The sequence below is a fragment of the Tabrizicola sp. genome (assembly GCF_034366665.1).
Taxonomy (GTDB): Bacteria; Pseudomonadota; Alphaproteobacteria; order Rhodobacterales; family Rhodobacteraceae; genus Tabrizicola.
This window is the reverse complement of sequence record NZ_JAXMMF010000083.1, coordinates 1-24,044: the sequence shown is the minus strand read 5'-3', so window position 1 is coordinate 24,044 and position 24,044 is coordinate 1. Positions and strand designations below refer to the sequence as shown.

The following is a 24,044-nucleotide window of genomic DNA, read 5'->3' as shown; positions in this document are numbered from 1 at the left end:
GAAGGGGCCGCGAAAGAGGTGTGCCCTGGAAGAGTTCGCGCAAAGTATCATCGTCTTCATCGAACAGAACCAGACCTGGTTTCCGTTCATCATGGTGGCTTTCGCGGCAGCCGAGACAACGGCCTTTCTGTCTTTGCTCATCCCTTCGACGCCGGTTCTGGCAGCGGTCGGCGCGCTGGCTGCGACCGGGGCGCTGTCCTTTACCGCGCTCTGGATCGGCGCCACCATCGGGGCACTGATCGGCTCGACCTTCAGCTACTGGCTGGGGCGGCGCTACGGCACGCATATCCTGACGATGCGGCCCTTGCGCGATCATCCGGACTGGGTGGCAAAGGCGCAGGCCACCTTCGACAAATACGGCCCGGTGACGATCTTCATCGGCCACTTCACCACGATCTTCCGGCCAGTGGTCTTTCTGATGGCCGGGATAAGCGGCATGTCCCTGCCGCGCTTCATGTTCTGGAACACGCTTGGTTGCGTGGCCTGGGCCTTCATCGTGCCGAAACTCGGCCAGGTCGGCGGCGATCTCATCGGCTGGATCTGGTCGCTGTTCTGACGGCGCGCCCGCCTTTCCGGCATGGTGGGCGGATCGCCCACCCTACATCCCCCGCATCCCTCTCCGCCCGTCGCAAGGAGGCTTCTCATGGCTGACCTCAGCTCGAATTTCATTGGCATCAAGTCGCCGAACCCGTTCTGGCTGGCCTCGGCCCCGCCGACGGACAAGAAATACAACGTCGAACGCGCGTTTGAAGCGGGATGGGGCGGGGTGGTCTGGAAGACCCTGGGCGCGGAAGGCCCGCCCATCGTCAACGTGAACGGCCCGCGCTATGGCGCGATCTGGGGGGCGGACCGCCGTCTTCTGGGGCTGAACAACATCGAACTGATCACCGACCGTCCGCTGGAAGTGAACCTGCAAGAGATCAAGGAGGTCAAGCGCAAGTGGCGCGACCGCGCGCTGGTCATCTCCTTGATGGTGCCCTGCGACGAGGAAAGCTGGAAAGCGATCCTGAAACAGATCGAGGATACCGAGGCCGACGGGGTCGAACTGAACTTCGGCTGCCCGCATGGCATGGCCGAACGCGGCATGGGCTCGGCCGTGGGTCAGGTGCCGGAATACATCGAGATGGTGACGCGCTGGGTCAAGCAATACAGCCGCATGCCCTGCATCGTGAAACTGACGCCAAACGTCACCTCGATCCTGCCGCCCGCGCTGGCGGCGAACCGGGGCGGGGCGGATGCGGTCAGCCTGATCAACACGGTGAAGTCGATCACCAACGTCGATCTTGACCACTTCTCGCCCTTCCCGATGATCGACGGCAAGGGCAGCCACGGCGGCTATTGCGGCCCGGCGGTGAAACCCATCGCCTTGAACATGGTGGCCGAGATCGCCCGGCATCAGGAAACCCGCGGTCTGCCGATCAGCGGCATCGGCGGTGTCACCACCTGGCGCGACGCGGCAGAGTTCATGGCGCTTGGCGCGGGCAACGTGCAGGTCTGCACCGCCGCGATGACCTATGGCTTCAAGATCGTGCAAGAGATGATCTCGGGCCTGTCGCAGTACCTGGACGAAAAAGAGATGGCGATGTCCGACCTGGTGGGCCGCGCCGTGCCGAACTTCGTCGAATGGCAGCACCTGAACCTGAACTACGTCACCAAGGCCCAGATTGACCAGGATCTGTGTATCTCGTGCGGGCGCTGCTATGCGGCCTGCGAGGACACCAGCCACCAGGCCATCGCCATGTCGCCGGACCGCGTCTTCACGGTGAAGGACGACGAATGTGTGGCCTGCAATCTGTGCGTCGATGTCTGCCCGGTGGACAACTGCATCACCATGCGCGAACTGCCGAAGGGCGCCGTTGACCCGCGCACCGGCAAGGTGGTCGGCGATTTTGCCGACTGGACGACGCACCCAAACAACCCGATGGCCCAGGCGGCTGAATGAACTCCGCTGCGGTCGATCAGGCCGCAGCCCGGATCGAAGAGGCAGCCCGGCTTCAGGCCGGGCCGCTGATCGTTGCCATCGACGGCCGCAGTGGCACGGGGAAGTCGACGCTGGCCGAAGCCCTGGCCAAGCGGCTGCCTGCAGCGGTGATCGAGGGGGACGACTTCTATGCCGGGGGCACCGGGATCAAGGGTGACCCGCCCCAGGCACGCGCTGCCCGCTGCATCGACTGGCAGGCGCAGCGCCGGGTGTTGTCCGTTTTGCGGCAGCGTCATCCAGCGCGCTATCATGCCTTCGACTGGGAGGCCTTCGACGGATCAACCTGCCCGGACGCGACCACCATCGCACCCGCGCCGATCATCATTTTGGAAGGCGTCTACACCGCCCGACCCGAGCTGCGCGACTTGATCGACTTGAGCATCCTGGTCCGGGTCCCCGTTGCCCTGCGCCTGGCGCGTCTGACCGCACGAGAGGGCGCGCCGGGACCGTGGGACGTGCAATGGCACGAGGCCGAAGACTGGTACTTTGCCCACGCCGCCCCCCTGTCGGCATTTGACCTCGTGCTGGACCTGGACCAGCCTTGACCGAGACTTATGGGAGGGGCAGGGGGCTGAGACCCGCCGCAATGCTGGCCTTGATATAGGCGTCGCGGGCGGCCTGGGCGGCGACGGCCCGGGCCTCGGCGGCGGGATGGTAATCCTCATCCCGCTCGGCCAGGTCGACCGCGATCTGCGCGGCCAGGCCCGACGGCTGATGCACCGCCCCACGCTGCAAGGTATCGGTGACCGGGCGCACACTTTGCGCAGCCGCCGCGCTGATCGCCCGGTCCGGGACCTGCTGCGAGGTGGCTGGCAGAACCGGCGTCAGCGACCGGATGGATGAAACCAGGTCCATGATCGACCCCCATGTTGACCCCCTGCAAGCACAATACCTCAGACTTTGCTAACGGGCATCCGCGAAGTGCCTAAAATGCCGGGGATCAGCCGCGCAGGCCTTTTCCGAAAGTGAGAGAGATCACGTAAAGCGTTGAAAAAAGCCACTAATGAGGCTGTCCACCCGGGACATCACGGGGTCAGAAGCCGGGTGAAAAGGGTCTCGAGAAACCCGCCGGCTTCGGAAAACGGGTCGTGCTCGGACCCAAGGACGGCCCGGACCTGCACCTCGAAGTCGGCGTAATGCTGGGTCAGGGCCCAGATCGAGAACACCAGATGCACCGGATCGACCCGGGCAATGCGCCCCTCGTCCATCCAGCGGGTCAGGACCGCTGCCTTCTCTTCGACCAGCCGCCGCAGGTCACCCTCGATCGCGGCGCGCATCCGGGGCGCGCCCTGCAGGATCTCGCCGGCAAAGAGCCGACTTTCCCGCGGGAAGTCCCGCGCGAGATCCAGCTTGCGGCGGACATAGGCCAGGATTTCCTGAAGCGGTTGCCCTGCCGGGTTCATCGCGCGCAAGGGGTCCAGCCAGGTGTCCAGCAGGCCGGTCAGAAGCGCTGTGTGCACCTCTTCCTTCGAGGGGAAGTAATACAGCAGATTGGGCTTCGACAGCCCCGCAACCTCGGCAATCTGATCCAGCGTCGCGCCGCGGAACCCGTGCAGCGAAAACACCTCCAGCGCCGCGTCCAGGATCACCTCGCGATTGCGTTGCTGGATACGGGATCGGGGTCGAGCGGTGGGTGACATGGGTCCATGAACGCCGTTGCGGACCCCTTGGATAGCGCGACGGCGCGCGCAACGTCAAATGGTTCGCCGGTGCGGCGGTCACGTGGCGATTGGGATGTCAGGCTGCAGGAGGCGACCGCACCACGGGTGCGACGCCACCCCGCGCCGCAAGGACCTCAGGTCACTGCACGGCCTGCATGATGCCCCACGGCAGCACCGTGAACATCGCGGTTATGATAAGAAGTGCGCGCTTGAGGCCTGAAAACATGGAACTTCTCCCTGGGTCATGTCCCAAAGACCTGGGGAAAACCACGGGCGCTGCAACACCCTGCGGTAAAGGGACGCAGGTCGATCAGCCCGCTGCCAAAGCCCTTAGCCCCCGCACGACCAGCCTGTGATCCTCGACCTGCGGCAGGCCCGAGACGGTCGCCACCGCCACCACACCCACGCCCGTGACCCGGACGGGCACCGCACCGCCACTCTCGGCATAGTCCGCCCCGGGCAGCCCGTGCTTGTCCAGAGCCTCATTCTTCGCCCGATTCCGCGCTGCAACCAGCAGCGACGGCAGCTGGAACATCAGCGCCGTGTTCGACTTTCGCCGCGCCCAGAGGTCGTTCAGCGGCGCCGACCCCGGCAGGCCCGCGTGAAACAGCACCCGGTCCGCCGTGCGGATGTCAATCACCACCGGCAAGTGATCGGCCAGTGCAAGATCAACCAGGATTTGCCCCAGGCGCAGGGCCGTCGCCTCATCGAAACGCGGCAGGTCCAGAGTGGCAAACTCGGCTTCCAGCTCGGCTACATCCATCTTCATCCCCTAGATCGCCCCGATCCCGCGCAGGACCATGTCGCGCACGCTGGCCTTTGCCTCGCGCCACTGCGTGTCGTTCAGGGGCTTGCCCTCGTTCAGCGTCTGAATCTGGTGGCCGAAATCCGCATAATGCTGCGTCGTGGCCCAAAGCATGTACAACAGATGCCGCGGGTTCACCGGCTTCATCTTGCCCTCGTCGATCCATCGCTGGATCACCGCGATCCGACCATTGGTCCAGTCGCGCAGCGTCGTCTCCAGATAGTCCTGGATCACCGGCGCGCCGTGCATCACCTCGCTGGCCCAGACCTTGGAGCCATGCGGATGCGTCCGGCTGATGTCCATCTTGGCGTCGATATAGGCGCCGATCCCTTCCACGGGGCCGGGCGCATCGTCGAAACTTGACGCCGCATCCAGCCAGATTTCGAAGATCTGCTGCACCACGCGGCGGTAGAGGTCCTCCTTGGTGGCGAAGTAGTAATGCAGGTTTGCCTTCGGCAGCCCCGCCATATCGGCGATCAGTTGCATCGTGGCCCCCCCGAACCCGGCCTCGGCAAAGACCTTCTCGGCGGCCTCCAGAATGGCCCGTTCATTCTCGCGCCGGATATCTGTGCGACGGCCCGGTTTCAGGCGCGAAATCTGGGCATCACCGCTCATCCTGTTCCCACATTCTTGTTGACCGGTTGGTCAGGTTGTGCTGCGCTTCACCTTGACCATACGGTCAGGAAACGAGTCGCGGCAAGGGGCAGCATGGCCCCGCCGTTTCGGGGAGCTACGCCGATGCCGAAAACCGGGGACAACCTGCGGATCGATCCTGCGCGCCTGTGGGACTCGCTTGAGGAAATGGCGAAGATCGGCCCCGGCGTCGCGGGCGGCTGCAACCGGCAGACCCTGACCGATGCCGACAGCGAGGGGCGGCATCTCTTTGCGTCCTGGTGCAAGGCGGCGGGGATGTCGATGGGCGTCGACACGATGGGCAACATGTTCGCGACGCGGGCCGGGACGGACCCTGCGGCGCTGCCGGTCTACATGGGCTCGCATCTCGATACCCAGCCGACGGGGGGGAAGTATGACGGGGTGCTTGGGGTTCTGGGTGCCTTGGAGGTCGTGCGGACGCTGAACGACATGGGCGTGAAGACCAGGCACCCGATCGTGGTGACGAACTGGACCAACGAGGAAGGCGCGCGGTTTGCGCCCGCCATGCTCGCCTCGGGCGTCTTCGCGGGCATCCATACCGAGGACTATGCGAAGTCGCGCAAGGACCCCGACGGCAAGCTTTTCGGCGATGAGCTTCAGCGCATCGGCTGGGTTGGCGACGAAAAGGTCGGCGCGCGGAAAATGCACGCGATGCTGGAACTCCACATCGAACAGGGCCCGATCCTGGAGGCTGAGGCGAAGTCGATTGGCGTCGTGACCCACGGCCAGGGCCTCTGGTGGCTGGAAATCACGCTGACGGGCAAGGACGCCCATACCGGCAGCACCCCCATGAACATGCGGGTCAATGCGGGCCTTGGCATGGCGCGGATCACCGAACGCGTCCACCAGATCGCGATGTGCCACCAGCCGAACGCCGTGGGCGCGGTGGGGCAGGTGAAGGTCTTCCCGAACTCGCGCAACGTGATCCCGGGGCGGGTGGTGTTCACGGTGGATATCCGGTCGCCCGAACAGGCGAAGCTTGACGCGATGAAGGGAGAGGTCATCCGTGCCGCCCATGCGGTGTCGAAAGAGCTGGGCTTAGGCTGCGAGATCGAGGATGTGGGCCACTTCGACCCCGTCACCTTCGACCCCGGCCTTGTGACGATCGTCCGCCAGTCCGCTGAAAAGCTGGGCTATTCCCACATGGACATCGTCAGCGGCGCGGGCCACGACGCCTGCTGGATCAACCGCGTCGCCCCCACGGTGATGGTGATGTGCCCTTGTGTGGGGGGGCTGAGCCACAACGAGGCGGAGGAGATTTCGCCGGAATGGGCGGCTGCAGGGACGGATGTGCTGCTGCACGCGGTTTTGGAAGTGGCGGAGGTGGTGGGGTGATTAGCAAGGCTCACGCAAGGTGATGATCTCGGCGCTAAAGACTTCGGGGGTCTTCCTCGCCATTCCGGCCTTGCTGGCGCTGGTCGGTTGGCCGGACTTGGCTTTTGGCTGGGTCGTTGCGTTGCAGTTTCCGCCGTTCTTCCTCTTGATTGTCGTTTCGTTAGTTTTCCTTCTGGCTGTTGGACTTAGGCGCCTTAAGCCATTCAGCTTCGTCTCATTCGGGCTTTTGTCGGCTTGCACCATTTTGGTCTTAGCGTTGTCGTCAATACCCTCGACCTGGGCCGCCGTGCCACTTCACGCAGGGCAGGCGGTATTGTTTGCGACAAGCGCGCTTGTTCCCTTCGCCGTCATTCAGTTCGTCCTCGCTCTCTTCGTTTCCCCAAGACCGCCATCTTCTGAGGAACCAACATGACCACCATCATCAAGAACGGCACCGTCGTCACCGCCGACCTGACCTACAAGGCCGATGTGCGGGTTGAGAACGGGGTGATCACCGAGATCGGGCAGGGCCTCAAGGGCGGCACCGAACTCGACGCGACGGGCTGCTATGTGATGCCCGGCGGGATTGATCCGCATACGCATCTGGAGATGCCCTTCATGGGCACCTACTCGGCGGATGATTTCGAGAGCGGCACGCGAGCGGCGCTGAGTGGCGGGACGACGATGGTCGTCGACTTCATCCTGCCCGGCCAGGGCCAGGACCTGATGGATGCGGCCAAGGTCTGGTCGAACAAGTCCACCCGCGCGACGTGTGATTACTCCTACCACATGGCCGTCACCTGGTGGGGCGAGAAGGTCTGGACCGGGATCGAGGAGTCCGCCAAAGCCGGGATCACCAGCTTCAAGCACTTCATGGCCTACAAGGGCGCGCTGATGGTGAACGACGACGAGTTGTTCAACAGCTTCCGCCGGGTGGGGGACGTCGGCGGCCTTGCGATGGTCCATGCCGAGAACGGCGATGTGGTGGCGGAACTGACGGCGAAGCTCTTGGCCGAGGGGAATACCGGCCCCGAAGGCCACGCCTATTCCCGCCCGCCGCAGGTGGAGGGTGAGGCCACCAACCGTGCGATCATGATTGCCGACATGGCGGGGGTGCCGCTTTACGTGGTCCACGTAAGCTGCGAGGACGCGCATGAGGCGATCCGCCGGGCGCGGAGCCAAGGCAAGCGGGTCTGGGGTGAACCCTTGATCCAGCACCTGACGCTTGATGAGTCCGAATACTTCCACCCCGACTGGGACCACGCCGCCCGTCGCGTCATGTCGCCGCCCTTCCGCAACAAGCAGCATCAGGACAGCCTTTGGGCGGGGCTGATGAGCGGGAGCCTTTCGGTGGTCGCCACCGACCACTGCGCCTTCACCACGGAGCAAAAGCGCTTCGGCCTGGGCAACTTCGCCAAGATCCCGAACGGGACGGGGGGCTTGGAGGACCGGATGCCGATGCTCTGGACCCACGGGGTTGCGACCGGCCGTCTGACGCCGAATGAATTTGTCGCCGTAACCTCAACCAATATCGCGAAAATCCTGAACTGCTACCCGAAGAAGGGCGCGGTTCTGGTGGGGGCGGATGCGGACCTGGTGGTCTGGGACCCCGAGAAGACGAAGACCATCACGGCGGGCAAGCAGCAGTCGGCGATCGACTACAACGTCTTCGAGGGCCATACGGTCAAGGGCCTGCCGCGCTTTACCCTGACCCGCGGCCATGTCGCGATCCACGATGGCGAGGTGCGCACCCAAGAGGGCCACGGCAAGTTCGTCGCCCGCGAGGCCCGCCCCGCCGTCAACCGCGCGTTGACCCAGTGGAAGGACCTGACCGCGCCCCGCCCGGTGGAGCGGACAGGTATCCCGGCGACGGGGGTGTAAAGGTGTCAGGGCTCGCCTTGTTCGCTTTCCTCGTCGTCCCGCTGGGTGGGGGCGAAAGCGATGACAGGGGCGTCGAAAAACACTTCGTCCAGGTCCTCGGGCGCGGGGGAGAAGGCGAGGGTCGTCTGCAAGGCGTTGATAAGCATGGCGGTCCTCCGTATCGGGACGAGGTGGGGACGCGCCCCGCCCGGCACAAGTATCGCAGGGCCAGGCAACGGGAATGTGAAGGGAAGGCGGCGTGAGGGACGGAATGAGCCAGCCGGTGATCGAGGCGAAGGGGCTGAACCTGGTGTTCCAGACCGCCGACGGGCCGGTGCAGGCGTTGAAGGATGTGAACCTGGTGATCAACCAGGGCGATTTTGTCAGTTTCATCGGGCCGTCGGGCTGCGGGAAGACGACGTTCCTGCGCGCCATTGCAGCGTTGGAGCATCCGACCTCTGGCTCGCTGACTGTCAACGGCATGACCCCGGACGAGGCGCGGAGGCGTCGGGCCTATGGCTATGTTTTCCAGGCGGCGGGGCTGTATCCGTGGCGGACGATCTCGGGCAATATCAGATTGCCATTGGAAATCATGGGCTTTGACCGCAAAGCTCAGGAAGAGCGTGTTGATCGGGTGCTAGAGCTGGTAGAGCTGAAGGGCTTCGGCAAGAAGTTTCCCTGGCAGCTGTCGGGGGGCATGCAGCAGCGGGCCAGCATCGCGCGAGCCTTGGCCTTCGATGCGGATATCCTGCTGATGGACGAACCCTTTGGCGCGCTGGATGAAATCGTGCGCGACCGGTTGAACGAAGAGGTGCTGAAGCTTTGGGCGCGCACCGGCAAGACCATCGGTTTCGTGACCCATTCCATCCCTGAGGCGGTGTATCTTTCCACCAAGATCGTCGTGATGTCCCCGCGTCCGGGGCGGATCACCGATGTGATCGACTCGCCTTTGCCGAAGGAGCGTCCCCTGGATATCCGCGACAGCCGCGCGTTCATCGAAATCGCCCACCGGGTGCGGGAGGGGCTGCGCGCCGGGCATCATGAGGACTAGGCTGGACACCGCGATCGTCGTGCCAGCGCCTATCCGTTCGGCCTCTGTCCGCCGGACTGGAGGGGTGCGATGAACGCGATGTCCTTCGTCTGGCTTTCTGCGGCCACGGCGGTCTTTGTCGCCGCCAACGCCGTCCTGAAAATCTATGCGACCAAGGGGCAGCTGCCGATCCTGTTCGGGGCGCTGGCCATGTTCTGCGTCGGCAACTGGCTGATGGTGCAGGTCATGAAGGCCAACGGCCTGGGCCTTGCCATCGCGCTGTCCGCGATTTTCCAGCTGGTCGCGATCTCGGTCATGGCGATCTTCGTTTTCGGTGAGCGGCCCACAGGTCTGCAGATGGCCGGCATGGCGCTTGGGATCGTCGCTGTCGCGATGATTGCCTGGCCGACGGGGGGAAAGGCATGAGCCGCGCGCTTCCCGTCCTGACTGTCCTCGCCGGGATCGTCGTCCTTTGGTACGTCGCCGCGGTCTGGATGAACGCCACCTGGGTCTTTGACCAGGCCGAGCGGGCAGGGACAACCGTGACCTGGGCCGAGGTGATCCCGCAGACGATGAGCCAGGACCGCCCGCTGCTGCCTCCCCCACATCAGGTGGGGGCGGAGCTGTGGCAGGGGTTGTTCGGGCAGGCCATCACCTCGAAACGCAGCCTTGTCTACCACGCCTATGTGACCTTCAAGGGCACGATGATGGGCTTCGGTCTGGGGATCATCAGTGGGGTCCTTCTGGCGATGGCCATCGTCCGGTTCCGGGTGATGGACATGTCGGTGATGCCCTGGGCGATCATCAGCCAGACCATCCCCATCGTGGCGCTGGCCCCGATGATCATCACCGTCTCCAGCCAGCTGGGGCTGGAGGGGCGCGATCTGCCGAAGGCGATCATCGCGGCATATCTGTCGTTCTTCCCGGTCCTGGTCAGCATGGTGAAGGGCTTGCGCAGCCCCGATCAGATGCAGCTTGACCTCCTTCGCACCTACGGCGCCAGCGAAACGGCGACGTTCCTGAAACTGCGCCTGCCAGCCTCGATGCCCTATTTCTTCGCCTCGCTGAAGGTGGCGGTGGCGGCAAGCCTGGTGGGGACCATCGTGGGCGAGCTGCCGACCGGGGCGATCGAGGGCCTCGGCGCGCGGATGCTGATCGGGTCGCAGTTCGGCGAGCCTCTGATCATGTGGTCGGCGCTGTTCGCGGCGGCGATCCTGGCGGGGCTTCTGATCCTTGTCGTGGGTTTCGTCGAACGCGCTGCCCGCAAGCGGATGGGGGTGCCGCTGTGACCGCGCTCTGGCTTGCAGTGGGGTTCTGGCTGGCGGCCTGGGCGCTGAACGTCTGGCTGGCGGGAAGCCGTCTATCCAAGACCGGACCGGGCCGAGCACTGGTGCCGCTGATCTTCGGAGCAACCGTGCTGGTCCTGTGGGAGGGTCTGGTGCGCGGCCTTGGCGTCGCTCCGGTGATCCTGCCAGCCCCCAGCGTCATCGCGGCCAAGATCGCGGTGGAACTGCCGACACTCTGGCAGGACTTCGCCCAGACGATCCTGAAGGGGGCCATCCCCGGCTTCCTGATCGGGGCTGGGGCGGCCTTCCTGACCGCCATCGCCATTGACCGATCGCCCTTTCTGCAGCGCGGGCTACTGCCGGTCGGCAACTTCGTCGCGGCCCTGCCCATCGTCGGCCTGGCGCCCATTCTGGTCATGTGGTTCGGCTTCGACTGGCAGTCCAAGGCCGCCGTTGTCGTCGTCATGGTCTTCTTCCCGATCCTTGTGAACATGGTCGCGGGCTTGCAGGCCAGCGAAAGGATGCAGCGCGATCTGATGGCGACCTGGGGGGCCTCGTACTGGCAATCTCTGTGGAAGTTGCGGCTGCCCTCGGCGATGCCCTTCATCTTCAACGGGCTTAAAATTGCATCGACACTGGCCCTGATCGGGGCGATTGTTGCCGAGTTTTTCGGCAGTCCGATCTATGGCATGGGCTTCCGCATCTCGACCGAGGTGGGGCGGCTTGGCCTTGACATGGTTTGGGCCACGATTGCGGTCGCGGCTCTGGCGGGGTCGGTCTTCTACGGGCTGATCACGCTGATCGAACGGGGGGTGACCTTCTGGCACCCGTCGCAACGGCATTAACAAAGGCTCCGTGAAAGGGGCCCAACACGGGAGAAACGAAGATGAAGAAACTTATGACGGCGGCCTTCGTGGCGGCACTGGCCACCAGCGCCAGCGCCGAGGATGTGAAGCTGCAGCTGAAATGGGTCACCCAGGCGCAGTTCGCAGGCTATTATGTCGCCCAGGCCAAGGGCTTCTATGAAGAAGAGGGCCTGAACGTCACCATCCTGCCGGGCGGCCCGGACATCGCGCCGACCCAGGTCATCGCGGGCGGCGGGGCCGATGTGATCGTGGAATGGATGCCGGCCGCACTGGCTGCGCGCGAAAAGGGCCTGCCGCTGGTGAACATCGCCCAGCCGTTCGCAAGCTCGGGCATGATGCTGACCTGCCTGAAGGAAACCGGGATCACCTCGCCGGCCGACTTCGCCGACAAGACCCTGGGCGTCTGGTTCTTCGGCAACGAATATCCGTTCCTGTCCTGGATGTCGCAGCTTGGCCTGAAAACCGACGGCTCGGCCGGGGGTGTCACGGTCCTGAAGCAGGGCTTCAACGTCGATCCGCTGCTGCAAAAGCAGGCCGCCTGCATCTCGACCATGACCTACAACGAATACTGGCAGGTTATCGACTCCGGGATCACCGAGGATCAGCTGGTGACCTTCAAGTACGAAGAGCAGGGCGTCGCCACGCTGGAAGACGGGCTTTATGTGCTGGAGGACAAGCTTGCCGACCCGGCCTTCCAGGAGACGATGGTCAAGTTCGTCCGCGCCTCGATGAAGGGGTGGAAGTACGCCGAGGCGAACTCGGACGAAGCGGCGATGATCGTGCTGGAGAACGACCAGACCGGCGCGCAGACCGAAGCGCACCAGAAGCGGATGATGAGCGAGGTTGCCAAGCTGACCGCGGGCTCGAACGGCGCGCTGGACGTGGCGGCGGCGGAACGCACTGTGGCGTCGCTTCTGTCGGGCGGGTCGGACCCGGTGATCACCAAGGCGCCGGAAGGGGCCTGGACCAGTGCCATCACCGACAAGGCGCTGGCGCAGTAATACCCAGTTTGGTCTTTGGAAATTGGGGTGTCGCCGGAAAGGCGGCACCCTTTTTGCATTTTGCAACGTCCGCATTTGGCGTTTGCCCCGGCCTGCTGCCAGCTTTCGCAAGCGGATTCAGATTATTTTACAGGGTGTGGGAGGCAGTTTTTATCATGGAGTGAAAAATGAAAAAGACTCTGGTTACCATTGCGATGCTGCTCTGCGGTTCGGTGGCCTCTGCACAGGACTGGTCGGGTGCCTAGCTTGGCACAAGCGCTGCATCGGGCTCGGGTGAAGTCGGGGTGCCAGCAATATCCGCGACGGATACCTTGGACAGCGGCACGCTTTACGGTCTCTTCGCGGGGTATAACCTGCAGCGGAACAGCCAGGTTTACGGTGCGGAACTTGCCTTCCATTCCGGCGAAATCAACAGCGCCGCATTCCCCTCGCAAGGGGTTGATCGTCTTATGGATCTGAAGGGTCGCCTGGGCTATGCGGCAGGCCCTGGGATGGTCTACGGCGTGTTGGGATACAGCACCAACCGGGCCTTCGTGACGTCCGGCACGTCCGATGGAAGCGGCGTCTCGTTCGGCGTCGGCTACGATTACCAGATGAATGACGCTTTCACGATCGGCGGCGAGTACCTGAGCCGCAAGATGCAGAACGACGAAACCGTCGCCATCCGTGAACTTGAGCCGGACATTTCCACCTTCACGCTGCGCGCCGCGATGAAGTTCTGATCGCTGCAGGACGCGGCCGCGCCGGCAGGGGCGGCCCATCCTGTCCGTAAATCCTTGGACTGCGCCTGGATCAGCGCAATCACCGACAAGGCCACCGGCGCAGTATTCCTTCGATTTGTCCGGATTTGGCGGGCGCAGCCACGGGGGCGCGTCCGCCTTTTCTTTACTGTTGCGGGGCATCCTGTCGGCCGAAAGGGGACAGGTATGCGTTGGATCGTGGCGGGCCTTGTGACCTTGGCCCTTGGGCTCTTCGCGATTGTCTGGTGGCAGGGCCGGGCCGGGCCGACCGGGTACCTTTACGCCGCCACGTCGGCCGAGGGCGAGGCGGGCTATTGCCTGGCCGTGGCCGAACGGATTTCCGAAATCACCTGGGGGCAGGGCGATCCGCGTCTGGAAGCCCATCTGGATGAACAGGTTGCCTTCTGGCGTCCCCGCGTGGGACAAAGCGGCGGCGCCGGGCGGGTGGCGCTGGCACGCGACAGCTCGGCCCCCGGGGTGAACGAAGGCGCGCATCTGCATCTTGCCGTCCAGGACTGCGCGCTGCGGGCGGTCAGCTTCTACGGACACCGCTTCCCCAGTTTCGAGTAGAGCATCGGCCGCCTTGCCGATTGACAAGGTTCTGTAAATCCGACCTCCTGCGGTAAAGCAATTTTCCCGGATGCGCCGCCATGCCGCTTGCAGCCCTTTCCGGCACCAAACTGCGCGAACGCCGTCTGGCAGCCGGGCTGCGACAATCGGAGGTGGCGGCCTCGGCCGGGATTTCCGCCAGCTACCTCAACCTCATCGAACACAATCGCCGCAAGGTTACCCCCGAAGTGATGGAGCGGCTGGCCGACGCCTTGCAGATCGACCGCGCAGCACTGACCGAGGGGCGCGAGGCCGTTCTGGTCGAGGATCTGCGCGCCGCGGCCGCCCGGGGCGACACCGACGCCGAAGTCGAACGGGTCGAGGATTTCGTCGACCGCTTTCCGGGATGGGCAGCGTTGATCGCGGCGCTGGATGCGCGGGGTCGGGCGCTGGAACGTGCGGTCGAGGCGCTGAACGACCGGATGACCCACGACCCCCACCTGTCCCAGTCGCTGCATGAGCTGTTGTCCTCGCTGTCGGCGGTGCGGGCGACGGCGGCGATCCTGGCCGAGACGCCGGATCTGGAACCGGAATGGGCGCGGCGCTTTCACCACAACCTGCACCAGGACAGCGAACGCTTGGCCGCGGGGGCCGAGGCGCTGGTGGGTTTCCTCGACGCGGGGCAGGCCATCGAGGAACAGGGCATCGCCGCCCCGCAGGAAGAGGTCGAAGACTGGTTGCGCAACAGGTCCTGGGTCCTGACCGACGCCGAGTTGGCGGGGGGGCTCGAGGATGAGATCGGTCGCCTCGCCTCGACCGCCGCCCGCAGCCTGACACGGGCGCATGTGGCGCGGGCCCGCAGTGATGCGGCACTTTTGCCAGAGACCGCCTTCGCCGAGGCCCTGTCCAGCATCGGCCCGGACCCCATCGCCCTGGCCGACCGCTTTGGCACCTCGCCACTGGTGGTGATGCGGCGGCTGGCCGGGGTGGCTGGCCTGCAGACCGGGCTGGTCAGCTGCGACGGCTCGGGCACCTTGACCTTTCGCAAGCCCGCCACCGGCTTTCCGCTGCCACGCTTTGGGTCTGCCTGTCCGCTTTGGCCGCTTTATGCAGCCCTTGGCCGACCGATGCAGCCTTTCGAGGCGCGGGTGCAGATGGCCGGGCAGAACGACCGTCGCCACCGGGTCATCGCCTGGGCCGAGACCCGGCACCCGCAGGGGCTGCGCGGGCCCGAACTGCGCGAGGCGGCGATGCTGATCCTGCCGGACGACGGGGCAGGGCCGGTCCTGCCCGTGGGGTCAAGCTGCCGGGTCTGTGCCCGGGGCGACTGTCCGGCCCGGCGCGAACCCTCGATCCTTGCGGCCGAGGTCGTCGCCTAGCCGCATCCGCTGCACCCAAGCCCTCCCTAGGCTTTGACAGGCGACCGCCTTTGCGCCGATACTAACCCCAAGGGGCGCGAGACCCCCGGGGAAACCATTGACACAGCATGTGCTCCTCATCGAGGACGAACCCAACATCGCCGAGGCGATCCGCTTCCTGCTGACCCGTGACGGGTTGCGGGTCAGCCATGCCGCCGAGGGGGCCTCGGCCCTAAGGATGGTCCGGCAGGACCCACCGGACCTGATGATCCTTGACCACATGCTGCCCGGGATGTCGGGACTGGAGATCCTGACGGCGGTCCGGGCCGACCCCAAAAGCCGCGACGTGCCGGTGATGATGCTGACCGCGCGCGGCCGCGACCGCGAGATGGCTGAAAAGGCCGGGGCGGACTGCTTCATGACCAAGCCCTTTTCCAACGCCGAGATCCTGGCCGAGGTCCGGGCCATGCTGAGCCAGCCGCGACGGGCCGGCTGATGCGCCGCCCGAAGCAGCCGCTGTTCCTGGCCCGCGCGCCCTATCGCCGCCGCAGGCTGCGTGACGCGGCACGGCTTTTGCCGGTGGTCGGCATCTTCCTTCTTCTCTTGCCGCTCCTGTGGACGGCCGATACGCGCGTGGCGCTGCGGTCGGGCGACGTGATCTACTTCTTCCTGGTCTGGCTGGGGCTGATCGGCGTCGCCGCTGCCTTCGCCCCCGGTCTGCGGGGCGGGGACGGCACGGACGACGAGGAGGACTAAGGTGCCCTTCAACCTTCTGGTCCTGTCCTGCCTGCTTTACGTGGCCTTCCTTTTCGCCGTGGCCTTTGTGGTCGAACGGCGGGCCGCGCGGGGGCGCCTGGGCTGGCTGCGCTCGCCCCTGGTCTATACCTTGTCGCTGTCGATCTACTGCACCGCCTGGACCTTCTACGGAGCCGTCGGCTATGCCGCGCGCTCGGGGCTGGAGTTTCTGACGATCTACTTCGGCCCGACGCTGGTCTTCATCGGCTGGTGGTGGCTGCTGCGCAAGCTGGTGCGGATCGGTCGGCAGTATCATGTCACCTCGATCGCGGATCTGATCTCGTCGCGCTATGGCAAGTCCAACCTCCTTGGCGTGATCGTGACCCTGATCGCGGTGATCGCCGCGACGCCCTACATCGCCTTGCAGCTGCAATCGGTGGTCCTGTCCTTTGGCGTCTTCGCCAGCGCTGCCCCCGACGGATCGCGCCCGCTGGACCCCGGGCAGACGGCGGTCTGGGTGGCGGTTGGGCTGGCGTTCTTCACCATCCTTTTTGGCACGCGCAACCTGGATGCGCGCGAGCAGCACCACGGCATCGTCACGGCGATTGCAGTCGAGGCGGTGGTCAAGCTGGTGGCCCTTCTCGCCGTCGGCAGCTTCGTCGTCTGGGGCATCGCGGGGGGCGTCGCCGACGTGATCGCCAAGATAGATGCGGCCGACCTTTCAGCCTGGCAGGTCGAGCCGGGGCGCTGGACCGGCCTGATCTTCCTGTCCGCCGCCGCCGTCATCACGCTGCCGCGCATGTTCCAGGTCATGGTCGTCGAGAACGAGGACGAGGGCCACCTGGCCCGCGCAAGCTGGGCGTTCCCGCTGTACCTTCTGGCGATGAGCCTCTTCATAGTGCCCATCGCCGTCGTCGGGCTGGAGCGGATGCCCGCAGGATCGAACCCTGACATGTTCGTCCTGACCCTGCCTTTGGCCGAGGGGCAGGGGGCGCTTGCGATGCTGGTGTTTCTGGGCGGGTTCTCGTCGGCGACCTCGATGGTGATCGTCGAATCCATCGCGCTGGCGACGATGATCTCGAACCATGTGATGATCCCGCTTTGGCTGCGGCTGCGGCCGGGGGCGGCGGCGGCGGATGACCTGCGGTCGGTCGTCCTGATGGCGCGCCGGCTGGCCATCGCGGTCGTCCTGGCCCTGGGCTATGGCTATTACCATGTCTCGGGCGGATCGGCGGCGCTGGCGGCCATCGGGCTTATCGCCTTTCTCGGCGTGGCGCAGGTGCTGCCGGCTATGCTGGGTGGCATCTTCTGGCGCGGTGCCACGCGGACCGGCGCGCTGCTTGGTCTGGTCACCGGGCTGGTGGTCTGGGCCTACACCTCGTTCCTGCCGTCCTTCGGACCCGGAGCGGCCCTTTCCGAGGCGGTCTTTGCCAACGGGCTGTTCGGCCTTAGCTGGCTGCGACCCCAGGCGCTGTTCGGCACGGCGATGGACCCGATCACCCATGCGCTTTTCTGGTCGCTGGCGCTGAACGTGCTGGCCTTCTGCCTGGGCTCGCTCTTCACCTTTCCCGGCCCGGTGGAACGGCTGCAGGGCGCGGCCTTCGTCAACGTCTTCGAAGGGGCCGTCGGGCCGCAACGCTGGGCGCGGGGGCAGGTGGACCCCGAAGACCTTCTCGGCATGGCGCAGCGCATCCTGGGCGAAGAGCCAGCGCTCAGCCTCTTTCAGAGTGCCGCCCGGGCCCAGGGCAAGGAAGGCTTCCTGCCCGATCCGACCCCGACGTTCCTTGACCAGCTTGAGACGCGCCTTTCGGGGTCCGTCGGGGCGGCAACGGCCCATGCGATGATCAGCCAGCTGGTCGGGCGCGCGACGGTGACGGTCGAGGATCTGATGGCGGTCGCCTCGGAATCCGCGCAGCTTCTGGAGTATTCCACCCAGCTGGAAGCGCGCGAGGCGGAACTGACCCGCACTGCCGGGGCGCTGCGCGAGGCCAATGAAAAGCTGACCCAGCTGTCGCTGCAAAAGGATGCCTTCCTGTCCCAGATCAGCCACGAGTTGCGCACGCCGATGACCTCGATCCGCGCCTTCTCCGAGATCCTGACCGAGGGCGACCTGCCGCCTGACCAGGTGATGCGCTATGGCAAGATCATCCATGACGAGGCCAAGCGGCTGACGCGGCTTCTGGATGATCTTCTGGACCTGTCGGTGCTGGAAAACGGCTCGGTGCAGCTGAACCTGGGGCTGGCCAGCCTGCAGGGGATGATCGACACGGCGCTGACGGCCGCGCGCCAGACAAGGCCGGACCGCGAGTTCCTGGTGATCCGCGACCTGCCGTCCGAGGCGATCTATCTGAAGACCGATGCCGACCGGCTGACCCAGGTCTTCATCAACCTGATCTCGAACGCCCGGAAATATTGCGACGCCGCCCGGCCCGAATTGCGGATCGTGGTCCGCCAGCGGGCGGGGCGGGTGACGGTGGACTTCATCGACAATGGCAAGGGCATCCCGAAGGACAGCCAGACCCTGATCTTCGAGAAGTTCGCCCGTCTGACGGACGCCAACCGGGCAGGCGGGGCGGGTCTGGGCCTGGCGATCTGCCGCGAGATCATGACCAACCTCGGGGGGGCGGTGGCCTACCTTCCCGGCCAGAAAGGGGCCGCATTCCGCGTGTCGGTCCCCTTGCGGCTGGAGCGTCAGGCAGCATAAGCCCGGCAGGCGTTAATCCTTTGTAAGGGAAGCCTGCGCTAGGGTTGCGGGCGAGGGACAGGGCCGCCATGACCGACGTGATCCGCCGCAAGATCGACCGCGCCCGCCCGACCCAGGCGGAAGGGGCCCCGGGTGCCGACCGGGGCTGGCGGCTGGCGCTTGCCCGTGCGGCGCGCGATGCGATGGGGCTGGACCTTGAATTCCGCAGTCTGACCATTTCCCGGCAAAGCCTGGCCGAAATCCTGGAACAGGCCCCAGACCTGGCGCTGATCGCGCTTCTGGATGGGCCCCGCGGCGGGCTGGGTGTCATCATGCTGGCCCCGACCGTGACCGCCTCGTTCATCGAAAAGCAGACGCTGGGTCGGCTTGGGTCCCAGACGCCCCCGCCGCGCCGCGCCAGCCGGATTGATGCCGCCATGGTGGCCGGCGTGATCGACCGCGCTCTGGTCGGTCTGGACGAAACCCTGGCCGAGGAGGCTGATTTCAGCTGGGCCGGCGGTTTTCGCTATGCCAGCTATCTTGAAGATGTGCGCCCGCTTGGCCTTCTGCTGGAGGAGGACGCCTACCGCGTCCTGTCTGCCGAGGTGGCGCTGGGGGTCGATGGCAGGACAGGGCAGGTGCTTCTGGTGCTGCCTGCCATCGGCAGGGGCGAAGCGCCAGCTGTCCCCCAAAACCCCGTCGAAGCCGAGGCGCCGCATTTCACGGCGGCGCTTTCGGCCCAGGTGATGCAGGCCGATTGCCGGTTGGACGCGGTGATCGGGCGGCTGACCCTGTCATTGAAGCAGGTCATGACGCTGCAGGTGGGCGAGACGCTGGCCCTGCCCAGGGCCGCCCTTGATGCCGTCTCGCTGGAAACGATCGAGGGGCAGCGCGTCGCCAGGGCGCGGCTTGGCCAGCACCGCGGCATGCGGGCCCTGAAACTGAACGAGGCAATGACGACGCGGGACGAGGCATCCTTTTCCCCAAGGCCCGCCCCGACGGGCGACGCGCAACCGACCGAACTGCGCGCCGCCGGATAGGCCCTAGCCGCGGGCCAGGGCTTCGATCTGTGGCCGCAAATGCTCCAGCTGGTAGCCAAAGCGGGCGGGCAGGCCGATCAACTCATCCGCCGGACGCTTGCCCGCATGCGCCAGCGCCCAGACCACCGAGGACCGGTTGCCACTGGCGCAATAGGCGAAGACCGGCCCGGACGAGGCCGCGATGGCCGCACCCTGCGCCGTCACGTTGTCCATCGTCATCGCCCCGCCGATCACGGGGTTGGCGACGAAAGTCAGCCCCAAGGCCTCGGCTGCTGCGCGCATCTGGGCGGTGTGCAGATGCGGCGGGATCTCGCCGTCGGGGCGGTTGTCGATCACCGTCACATAGCCTGCCGCCTTGATCGCGGGCAGATCGCCCGGCTCGATCTGTGGCGAGACGGCGTAGTCGGGGGTGATCGCGCGGATATCCATCTGTCTCTCCAGTTCAGCGCCTGCAGGAAATCCGCCCGACCATAGCCAGCTTGCACGAAAAGCGCAAAGCCGTTGACTTGGGTCAAGGTGGCCCCCACCGCGACTGCCTAGACTTGGGCTGAACAAGGAGGGACCTGATGCAGGCCAATCTGACCACACCGCACGCCACCCGCAAGGCCACACTGGAAAAGCGGCTGATCGAACTTGGCGCCAGGCTGGAAGCCATCGAGGAAGAGCTTGATTCGCACCAGAACCGCGACTGGGAGGAGCTTGCGACCGAGCGGGAGGGCGACGAAGTGCTGGAAGCCACCGGCAACGCGGGCAAGGCCGAGATCACCCAGATCCGCATTGCCTTGGCCCGGATTGCCGACGGCAGCTACGGCACCTGCGCCCGCTGTGGCGAGCCCATCGCCGAAGCCCGGCTTGATCTTCTTCCCTGGACCCCCCTTTGCAGGAGCTGCGCCCAATGACCGCCCGGACACCCGCCGCACCCATCCTCCCCGCTGACCTGATCCAGGAAGAGGCCAGGCTTCTGGCCGCCGGCATGGACCTGCAGCAGCAGGGTATCGCGCTTTTGCTGGCAGAAATGCAGGCTCTGGCCGCGCTGTTGCCGGGCGAGGACCCGCACACGCCGACCGACGCCGAGGTGGAAGCCGGCTTCGACAACATGCCGGTCTAGATCGGCCCGCGGTCAGCCCAGCACGATACCCGTCACCACGACCCCAAGGCCCAGGGCGGACACGCCGACCGCCGCAAGGTTGATCATGACCACGCGCTGCAATTCTGCCCGCATCGCGGCGTCGTCCAGCCCCAAGCGCTTGGCCTTGGTGGCGCGCAGGATGCAATAGATCAGGCCCGCCAGTCCCGCGACGGTCAGCGCCGCCCCTGCCCAGATCACTGGCTGCATCACTGCCTCTCCCTATGGTTGGCGTTCTGCTAGCCCGTCTTGTGCCTCCGCGCAAGCAAACGCCACCACCCCGCCGATCCTGCCTTGAACCCGACGGCCCCGGCGGGGTAGGAACCCGGATCACCCGCCAGCCCGGAGGACCGCCATGCCCGATGCGAACGATCCCTATGCCGTCACTGCCGACGAGCTTCGCCAGTTCATCGAACGCTACGAGCAGCTGGAGTCCGAAAAGAAGGACGTGACCGAACAGCAGAAAGAGCTGATGGCCGAGGCGAAGGGCCGGGGTTACGACACCAAGGTCATGCGCAAGGTGATCGCGCTGCGCAAGCGCAAGCCCGACGAGATCGCCGAAGAAGAAGCCGTGCTGGAGCTGTACAAGGCCGCGCTGGGGATGAGCTGATCAGGGCTCGATGATCCGCACGCCAGGGGTTCTGGCGATGCGGTCAAGATCGCGCAGGTAGGACCGGGTCAGATCTTCGACCAGATCCTCGGACCAGCCCGGTACACCGGCGTCGGCCACCAGCTTTTCGGGGCGGCCGAACTTTTCCAGGAAGGCCGTGACGATACGCCGCCGCTGCGAGACGCTTTGCGGCGGATGCTCGCGGCAGTAGGTCTGATACCGGACGAACCCGGCTTCGGTGATCAGATCGGACAGCAGTTCCTCGTCATCCTCAAGCACCGTCTCGACTGCATGGCCCGAAATGGCCTGCAGCACCTCGGGCCATATCAGGGGCGTGTCTTCGTCGCACCAGACGGTCAGCGGCACCCCTGGGACGGCCGCCTTGATGGCGCGGATCGTGTCGGACCAGCGCAAACCCGTGGGATTGACGCCGCGCAGGATATCCTCGTGCCCCTTGCCTTGCGCCCGCAGCCGCAGGTCCGGCAGGAAGGACGCGGGGTTGCGGATCGCCATGTGGAACTCGGCCTCATGGTCGGGAAAGATCTGGGTGAAGCCCTGCATCCGCTCGCCGCCCTGGCCATACAGCATGTCGCTGACCGCATAGGCGGGAAAGCTCATGAAACTGTTCCAGGACAGGATCATCCGCTCGGCCTGCGGATCGTCGGTGATCTGGTCCAGGATCATCGTCGCCGTATCATCCGAGGCGCGACGACCCCGCAACTGCGTCGCAGTGGCGCGCAGCAGATTGCGGTAGCGGGTGGGCGAGGGGACGGAAATGCCCTGGTCGGCAAGGATCGCGCGGTTCTTCAGCAAGCAGCGGACCAGCCGGTCCTCGTCGGTGCAATGAACACCCAGGTGGTAGACGATGCGCATCGGGCCTGACTTTTCGGCGCGGGCATCCCCTGGCCCGGCGGCGCGACTATACGGGCTTTTCTGGACAGTTAAACCGGTTTCCTGTAACCGGGGCGCAGGATGTCCGACCGTTTCACTCAACTTGCCCGCCGCCCCCAGTTCCGGCCCGATCTCTGGACGATCGGTGCTGTGCTGATCGCGGTTGTGGTGCTTGCGCCGATCGTGTCGATCGCCTGGATCGCGTTCAATCCGACCGAGAATATCTGGCCGCACCTGATGGCGACCGTCCTGCCGCGCTATCTGGTGACGACGCTGCTGCTGATGGGCGGAGTCGCTGTTCTGACCGCCGCGATGGGCACCGGGGCGGCCTGGCTGGTCAGCCAGTACCGCTTTCCCGGCCGCGACTGGCTGGCCCACGCGCTGCTCTTTCCGCTGGCGATCCCGGCCTATGTCGGGGCCTATGCGCTGGTTGACCTCCTGGACTATGCCGGTCCGCTGCAATCGGCCCTGCGCGCAACCTTCGGCTGGACCACGGCCCGCGACTACTGGTTCCCCGAGACGCGGTCGCTGCCGATGGCGATTCTGGTCCTGTCCTTTGCGCTTTATCCTTACGTCTACCTCCTCGCACGGTCGGCCTATCGCGAGCAATCGGGCCGCGCCTATGAGGTCGCCCGCGCGCTTGGCTGCGGGCCCTGGAGCATGTTCCAGCGGATCGGCTGGCCGCTGGCCCGTCCGGCCATCGCCGCGGGCGTGGCGCTGGCGCTGATGGAGACGGTGGCCGATTATGGCACGGTCCTGCATTTCGGGGTGCAGACGCTGACCACGGGGGTCTTTTCCACCTGGCTGAACGGCGGCAATGCCGGGGGGGCGGCGCAGATCGCCGGAGTGATCCTGCTGCTGATCCTGCTGCTGGTCGGTTTCGAGAGGGCAGGGCGCGGCGGCGCGCGCTTCCACCGCCTGGGCCGGAGCGCGCAGCCGCATGAGCCGACCCAGATTGTCGGGGCCAAACGCTGGTATGCCACGGTTCTGTGCCTGATCCCCTTTGCCGGAGGCTTCCTTTTGCCCGTCGGCGTGATGCTGGTCCATTCCGCCGCGGCACCCCAGGGCTGGCTGGCGCCCGGACTTCTGCAGGCGCTGGTGAACACGCTGGTCGTCGGAGGGCTGGCGGCGCTGGCCACGGTCGGGGCCGCCATCTTCCTGGTCTATGCGCTGCGGATGAAAGGCTCACGCGCGGCGCAGTGGCTGCTGCCCATGACGCTGATCGGCTACGCGGCACCCGGGGCCGTGCTGGCGCTGGGGCTTCTGTTGCCGCTGGCCGCGCTGGATCACCGGCTGGCGGACGGCGTGCTGGCGCTGACCGGCTGGGACCCCGGCCTGATGATCACTGGAACGGCCTTTGCGCTGGGTCTGGCCTATGTGGTGCGTTTTTTCGGCATCGCGCAGGGCGCGGTCGATGCGGCCTTCGGGCGGGTCTCGCCCTCGCTGTCGATGGCGGCGCGGTCGCTTGGCCGCTCGGCTTCGGGGACGCTGGGTTCGGTCTATCTGCCCCTGATGCGCGGGTCGATCCTGACCGCACTTCTGGTGGTCTTCGTCGATTGCGTCAAGGAGCTGCCCGCGACGCTGCTCTTGCGCCCGTTCAACTACAACACGCTGTCCACCCGCGTCTTCGAGCTTGCCAGCCTTGAACGTCTGTCCGAAGCCGCCCCGGCAGCCCTGCTGGTGATGGCCGTGGGGCTTCTGGCCGTGGTCGTCGTCGCCCGCCGCCAGGACTGAACCCTTGCGCGGGGCGGACGGCAAGGGTATCTGAAGGGCGTGGCCCCTATAGCTCAGCTGGTAGAGCATCTGATTTGTAATCAGAGGGTCGGGAGTTCGAGTCTCTCTGGGGGCACCACA

Annotated in this window: 29 protein-coding genes and 1 tRNA gene; 22 read left to right on the top strand and 8 right to left on the bottom strand. The window is 65.7% G+C overall.

The genetic code is table 11. The features are described from left to right. Positions 1–133 precede the first annotated feature (133 nt). The 3 genes from U1E69_RS11150 (at position 134) to U1E69_RS11140 (ending at position 2,526) form a co-directional block, all read left to right on the top strand. Entirely contained in the window at positions 134–556 is a 423-nt protein-coding gene (locus tag U1E69_RS11150; protein WP_322244452.1) for a DedA family protein, read from the top strand. A gap of 87 nt (positions 557–643) precedes the next feature. Further along, on the top strand, positions 644–1,942 hold the full coding sequence (preA, locus tag U1E69_RS11145) for an NAD-dependent dihydropyrimidine dehydrogenase subunit PreA (RefSeq protein ID WP_322244451.1): 1,299 nt from the start codon (positions 644–646) through the stop codon (positions 1,940–1,942). Continuing rightward, entirely contained in the window at positions 1,939–2,526 is a 588-nt protein-coding gene (locus tag U1E69_RS11140) for an AAA family ATPase (protein WP_322244450.1), read from the top strand. The genes preA and U1E69_RS11140 overlap by 4 nt, the downstream gene beginning before the upstream one ends. 7 nt (positions 2,527–2,533) lie before the next feature. Here the strand turns inward: U1E69_RS11140 and U1E69_RS11135 are convergent, their stop codons facing one another. The 4 genes from U1E69_RS11135 to U1E69_RS11120 form a co-directional block, all read right to left on the bottom strand. Beyond that, a complete protein-coding gene (locus tag U1E69_RS11135; RefSeq protein ID WP_322244449.1) occupies positions 2,534–2,836 on the bottom strand; it encodes a hypothetical protein in 303 nt (100 codons plus the stop codon). A gap of 170 nt (positions 2,837–3,006) precedes the next feature. Next, positions 3,007–3,621, bottom strand: a complete 615-nt coding sequence (locus U1E69_RS11130; protein WP_322244448.1) for a TetR family transcriptional regulator C-terminal domain-containing protein — start codon at positions 3,619–3,621, stop codon at positions 3,007–3,009. Positions 3,622–3,952: 331 nt separating this feature from the next. Next, positions 3,953–4,405: a heme-binding protein gene (locus U1E69_RS11125; RefSeq protein WP_322244447.1), complete on the bottom strand. Its 453-nt coding sequence runs from the start codon at positions 4,403–4,405 to the stop codon at positions 3,953–3,955. A 9-nt stretch (positions 4,406–4,414) separates the two neighbouring features. After that, a complete protein-coding gene (locus U1E69_RS11120; RefSeq protein ID WP_322244446.1) occupies positions 4,415–5,062 on the bottom strand; it encodes a TetR/AcrR family transcriptional regulator in 648 nt (215 codons plus the stop codon). 123 nt (positions 5,063–5,185) lie between these two features. On the opposite strand from U1E69_RS11120, the gene U1E69_RS11115 reads away from it, so the two are divergent. Next, positions 5,186–6,436 (top strand): Zn-dependent hydrolase, encoded by a 1,251-nt coding sequence (locus U1E69_RS11115; protein WP_322244445.1) that lies wholly within the window; start codon positions 5,186–5,188, stop codon positions 6,434–6,436. Between the two features lie 408 nt (positions 6,437–6,844). Beyond that, positions 6,845–8,296 carry a dihydropyrimidinase gene (hydA, locus tag U1E69_RS11110; RefSeq protein WP_322244444.1) on the top strand — a complete coding sequence of 484 codons (1,452 nt, stop codon included), beginning with the start codon at positions 6,845–6,847 and terminating at the stop codon, positions 8,294–8,296. 5 nt (positions 8,297–8,301) lie between these two features. On the opposite strand, the gene U1E69_RS11105 is transcribed toward hydA, so the two are convergent. Further along, positions 8,302–8,442, bottom strand: a complete 141-nt coding sequence (locus U1E69_RS11105) for a hypothetical protein (RefSeq protein WP_322244443.1) — start codon at positions 8,440–8,442, stop codon at positions 8,302–8,304. A 104-nt stretch (positions 8,443–8,546) separates the two neighbouring features. Here U1E69_RS11105 and U1E69_RS11100 point away from each other — a divergent pair, with 104 nt between their 5' ends. The 12 genes from U1E69_RS11100 (at position 8,547) to U1E69_RS11045 (ending at position 19,563) form a co-directional block, all read left to right on the top strand. Continuing rightward, positions 8,547–9,326, top strand: coding sequence for an ABC transporter ATP-binding protein (locus U1E69_RS11100; RefSeq protein WP_322244442.1), 780 nt, complete (start codon positions 8,547–8,549; stop codon positions 9,324–9,326). Between the two features lie 69 nt (positions 9,327–9,395). Next, the gene (locus tag U1E69_RS11095; RefSeq protein WP_322244441.1) at positions 9,396–9,731 is read left to right on the top strand and encodes a hypothetical protein; all 336 of its coding nucleotides are present in this window, start codon (positions 9,396–9,398) and stop codon (positions 9,729–9,731) included. Then, on the top strand, positions 9,728–10,594 hold the full coding sequence (locus tag U1E69_RS11090; RefSeq protein ID WP_322244440.1) for an ABC transporter permease: 867 nt from the start codon (positions 9,728–9,730) through the stop codon (positions 10,592–10,594). Before U1E69_RS11095 ends, U1E69_RS11090 begins: the two co-directional genes overlap by 4 nt. After that, positions 10,591–11,436, top strand: a complete 846-nt coding sequence (locus tag U1E69_RS11085) for an ABC transporter permease (RefSeq protein WP_322244439.1) — start codon at positions 10,591–10,593, stop codon at positions 11,434–11,436. Before U1E69_RS11090 ends, U1E69_RS11085 begins: the two co-directional genes overlap by 4 nt. Positions 11,437–11,477: 41 nt before the next feature. Next, positions 11,478–12,458: an ABC transporter substrate-binding protein gene (locus U1E69_RS11080; RefSeq protein ID WP_322244438.1), complete on the top strand. Its 981-nt coding sequence runs from the start codon at positions 11,478–11,480 to the stop codon at positions 12,456–12,458. A gap of 284 nt (positions 12,459–12,742) precedes the next feature. Beyond that, positions 12,743–13,180: an outer membrane protein gene (locus U1E69_RS11075; protein WP_322244437.1), complete on the top strand. Its 438-nt coding sequence runs from the start codon at positions 12,743–12,745 to the stop codon at positions 13,178–13,180. A 204-nt stretch (positions 13,181–13,384) separates the two neighbouring features. Beyond that, positions 13,385–13,768, top strand: a complete 384-nt coding sequence (locus U1E69_RS11070; protein ID WP_322244436.1) for a hypothetical protein — start codon at positions 13,385–13,387, stop codon at positions 13,766–13,768. An 80-nt stretch (positions 13,769–13,848) separates the two neighbouring features. Further along, the gene (locus U1E69_RS11065) at positions 13,849–15,126 is read left to right on the top strand and encodes a short-chain fatty acyl-CoA regulator family protein (RefSeq protein ID WP_322244435.1); all 1,278 of its coding nucleotides are present in this window, start codon (positions 13,849–13,851) and stop codon (positions 15,124–15,126) included. 97 nt (positions 15,127–15,223) lie between these two features. After that, on the top strand, positions 15,224–15,601 hold the full coding sequence (locus tag U1E69_RS11060; protein WP_322244434.1) for a response regulator transcription factor: 378 nt from the start codon (positions 15,224–15,226) through the stop codon (positions 15,599–15,601). Further along, positions 15,601–15,861, top strand: coding sequence for a hypothetical protein (locus tag U1E69_RS11055; RefSeq protein ID WP_322244433.1), 261 nt, complete (start codon positions 15,601–15,603; stop codon positions 15,859–15,861). The genes U1E69_RS11060 and U1E69_RS11055 overlap by 1 nt, the downstream gene beginning before the upstream one ends. 1 nt (position 15,862) lies before the next feature. After that, positions 15,863–18,544 (top strand): ATP-binding protein, encoded by a 2,682-nt coding sequence (locus tag U1E69_RS11050; RefSeq protein ID WP_322244432.1) that lies wholly within the window; start codon positions 15,863–15,865, stop codon positions 18,542–18,544. 68 nt (positions 18,545–18,612) lie between these two features. Beyond that, positions 18,613–19,563, top strand: a complete 951-nt coding sequence (locus U1E69_RS11045) for a FliM/FliN family flagellar motor switch protein (RefSeq protein WP_322244431.1) — start codon at positions 18,613–18,615, stop codon at positions 19,561–19,563. A 3-nt stretch (positions 19,564–19,566) separates the two neighbouring features. Here U1E69_RS11045 and U1E69_RS11040 read toward each other — a convergent pair whose 3' ends face one another. Beyond that, the gene (locus tag U1E69_RS11040; RefSeq protein ID WP_322244430.1) at positions 19,567–19,992 is read right to left on the bottom strand and encodes a TIGR01244 family sulfur transferase; all 426 of its coding nucleotides are present in this window, start codon (positions 19,990–19,992) and stop codon (positions 19,567–19,569) included. Positions 19,993–20,129: 137 nt separating this feature from the next. On the opposite strand from U1E69_RS11040, the gene U1E69_RS11035 reads away from it, so the two are divergent. Beyond that, positions 20,130–20,462: a TraR/DksA family transcriptional regulator gene (locus tag U1E69_RS11035; RefSeq protein ID WP_322244429.1), complete on the top strand. Its 333-nt coding sequence runs from the start codon at positions 20,130–20,132 to the stop codon at positions 20,460–20,462. Beyond that, complete coding sequence (locus U1E69_RS11030) at positions 20,459–20,671, top strand: hypothetical protein (protein WP_322244428.1); 213 nt, start codon at positions 20,459–20,461, stop codon at positions 20,669–20,671. Before U1E69_RS11035 ends, U1E69_RS11030 begins: the two co-directional genes overlap by 4 nt. Positions 20,672–20,683: 12 nt before the next feature. Here U1E69_RS11030 and U1E69_RS11025 read toward each other — a convergent pair whose 3' ends face one another. Then, complete coding sequence (locus U1E69_RS11025) at positions 20,684–20,899, bottom strand: hypothetical protein (RefSeq protein ID WP_322244427.1); 216 nt, start codon at positions 20,897–20,899, stop codon at positions 20,684–20,686. A 145-nt stretch (positions 20,900–21,044) separates the two neighbouring features. Between U1E69_RS11025 and U1E69_RS11020 the strand changes: the two genes are divergently transcribed. Next, on the top strand, positions 21,045–21,299 hold the full coding sequence (locus U1E69_RS11020) for a DUF2312 domain-containing protein (protein ID WP_322244426.1): 255 nt from the start codon (positions 21,045–21,047) through the stop codon (positions 21,297–21,299). On the opposite strand, the gene U1E69_RS11015 is transcribed toward U1E69_RS11020, so the two are convergent. Further along, complete coding sequence (locus U1E69_RS11015; RefSeq protein ID WP_322244425.1) at positions 21,300–22,172, bottom strand: hypothetical protein; 873 nt, start codon at positions 22,170–22,172, stop codon at positions 21,300–21,302. Positions 22,173–22,271: 99 nt separating this feature from the next. Between U1E69_RS11015 and U1E69_RS11010 the strand changes: the two genes are divergently transcribed. Both U1E69_RS11010 and U1E69_RS11005 read left to right on the top strand, forming a co-directional pair. Then, complete coding sequence (locus tag U1E69_RS11010; protein ID WP_322244424.1) at positions 22,272–23,924, top strand: iron ABC transporter permease; 1,653 nt, start codon at positions 22,272–22,274, stop codon at positions 23,922–23,924. Positions 23,925–23,966: 42 nt separating this feature from the next. Beyond that, a tRNA-Thr gene (locus U1E69_RS11005) sits at positions 23,967–24,042 on the top strand. Positions 24,043–24,044: the final 2 nt, after the last annotated feature.

Coding starts and splice junctions, on each gene's coding strand:
- preA (WP_322244451.1), top strand. CDS start 644: ATGGCTGACCTCAGCTCGAATTTCATTGGCATCAAGTCGCCGAACCCG.
- U1E69_RS11140 (WP_322244450.1), top strand. CDS start 1,939: ATGAACTCCGCTGCGGTCGATCAGGCCGCAGCCCGGATCGAAGAGGCA.
- U1E69_RS11135 (WP_322244449.1), bottom strand. CDS start 2,836: ATGGACCTGGTTTCATCCATCCGGTCGCTGACGCCGGTTCTGCCAGCC.
- U1E69_RS11130 (WP_322244448.1), bottom strand. CDS start 3,621: ATGTCACCCACCGCTCGACCCCGATCCCGTATCCAGCAACGCAATCGC.
- U1E69_RS11125 (WP_322244447.1), bottom strand. CDS start 4,405: ATGGATGTAGCCGAGCTGGAAGCCGAGTTTGCCACTCTGGACCTGCCG.
- U1E69_RS11120 (WP_322244446.1), bottom strand. CDS start 5,062: ATGAGCGGTGATGCCCAGATTTCGCGCCTGAAACCGGGCCGTCGCACA.
- U1E69_RS11115 (WP_322244445.1), top strand. CDS start 5,186: ATGCCGAAAACCGGGGACAACCTGCGGATCGATCCTGCGCGCCTGTGG.
- hydA (WP_322244444.1), top strand. CDS start 6,845: ATGACCACCATCATCAAGAACGGCACCGTCGTCACCGCCGACCTGACC.
- U1E69_RS11105 (WP_322244443.1), bottom strand. CDS start 8,442: ATGCTTATCAACGCCTTGCAGACGACCCTCGCCTTCTCCCCCGCGCCC.
- U1E69_RS11100 (WP_322244442.1), top strand. CDS start 8,547: ATGAGCCAGCCGGTGATCGAGGCGAAGGGGCTGAACCTGGTGTTCCAG.
- U1E69_RS11095 (WP_322244441.1), top strand. CDS start 9,396: ATGAACGCGATGTCCTTCGTCTGGCTTTCTGCGGCCACGGCGGTCTTT.
- U1E69_RS11090 (WP_322244440.1), top strand. CDS start 9,728: ATGAGCCGCGCGCTTCCCGTCCTGACTGTCCTCGCCGGGATCGTCGTC.
- U1E69_RS11080 (WP_322244438.1), top strand. CDS start 11,478: ATGAAGAAACTTATGACGGCGGCCTTCGTGGCGGCACTGGCCACCAGC.
- U1E69_RS11070 (WP_322244436.1), top strand. CDS start 13,385: ATGCGTTGGATCGTGGCGGGCCTTGTGACCTTGGCCCTTGGGCTCTTC.
- U1E69_RS11065 (WP_322244435.1), top strand. CDS start 13,849: ATGCCGCTTGCAGCCCTTTCCGGCACCAAACTGCGCGAACGCCGTCTG.
- U1E69_RS11055 (WP_322244433.1), top strand. CDS start 15,601: ATGCGCCGCCCGAAGCAGCCGCTGTTCCTGGCCCGCGCGCCCTATCGC.
- U1E69_RS11045 (WP_322244431.1), top strand. CDS start 18,613: ATGACCGACGTGATCCGCCGCAAGATCGACCGCGCCCGCCCGACCCAG.
- U1E69_RS11040 (WP_322244430.1), bottom strand. CDS start 19,992: ATGGATATCCGCGCGATCACCCCCGACTACGCCGTCTCGCCACAGATC.
- U1E69_RS11035 (WP_322244429.1), top strand. CDS start 20,130: ATGCAGGCCAATCTGACCACACCGCACGCCACCCGCAAGGCCACACTG.
- U1E69_RS11030 (WP_322244428.1), top strand. CDS start 20,459: ATGACCGCCCGGACACCCGCCGCACCCATCCTCCCCGCTGACCTGATC.
- U1E69_RS11025 (WP_322244427.1), bottom strand. CDS start 20,899: ATGCAGCCAGTGATCTGGGCAGGGGCGGCGCTGACCGTCGCGGGACTG.
- U1E69_RS11020 (WP_322244426.1), top strand. CDS start 21,045: ATGCCCGATGCGAACGATCCCTATGCCGTCACTGCCGACGAGCTTCGC.
- U1E69_RS11015 (WP_322244425.1), bottom strand. CDS start 22,172: ATGCGCATCGTCTACCACCTGGGTGTTCATTGCACCGACGAGGACCGG.
- U1E69_RS11010 (WP_322244424.1), top strand. CDS start 22,272: ATGTCCGACCGTTTCACTCAACTTGCCCGCCGCCCCCAGTTCCGGCCC.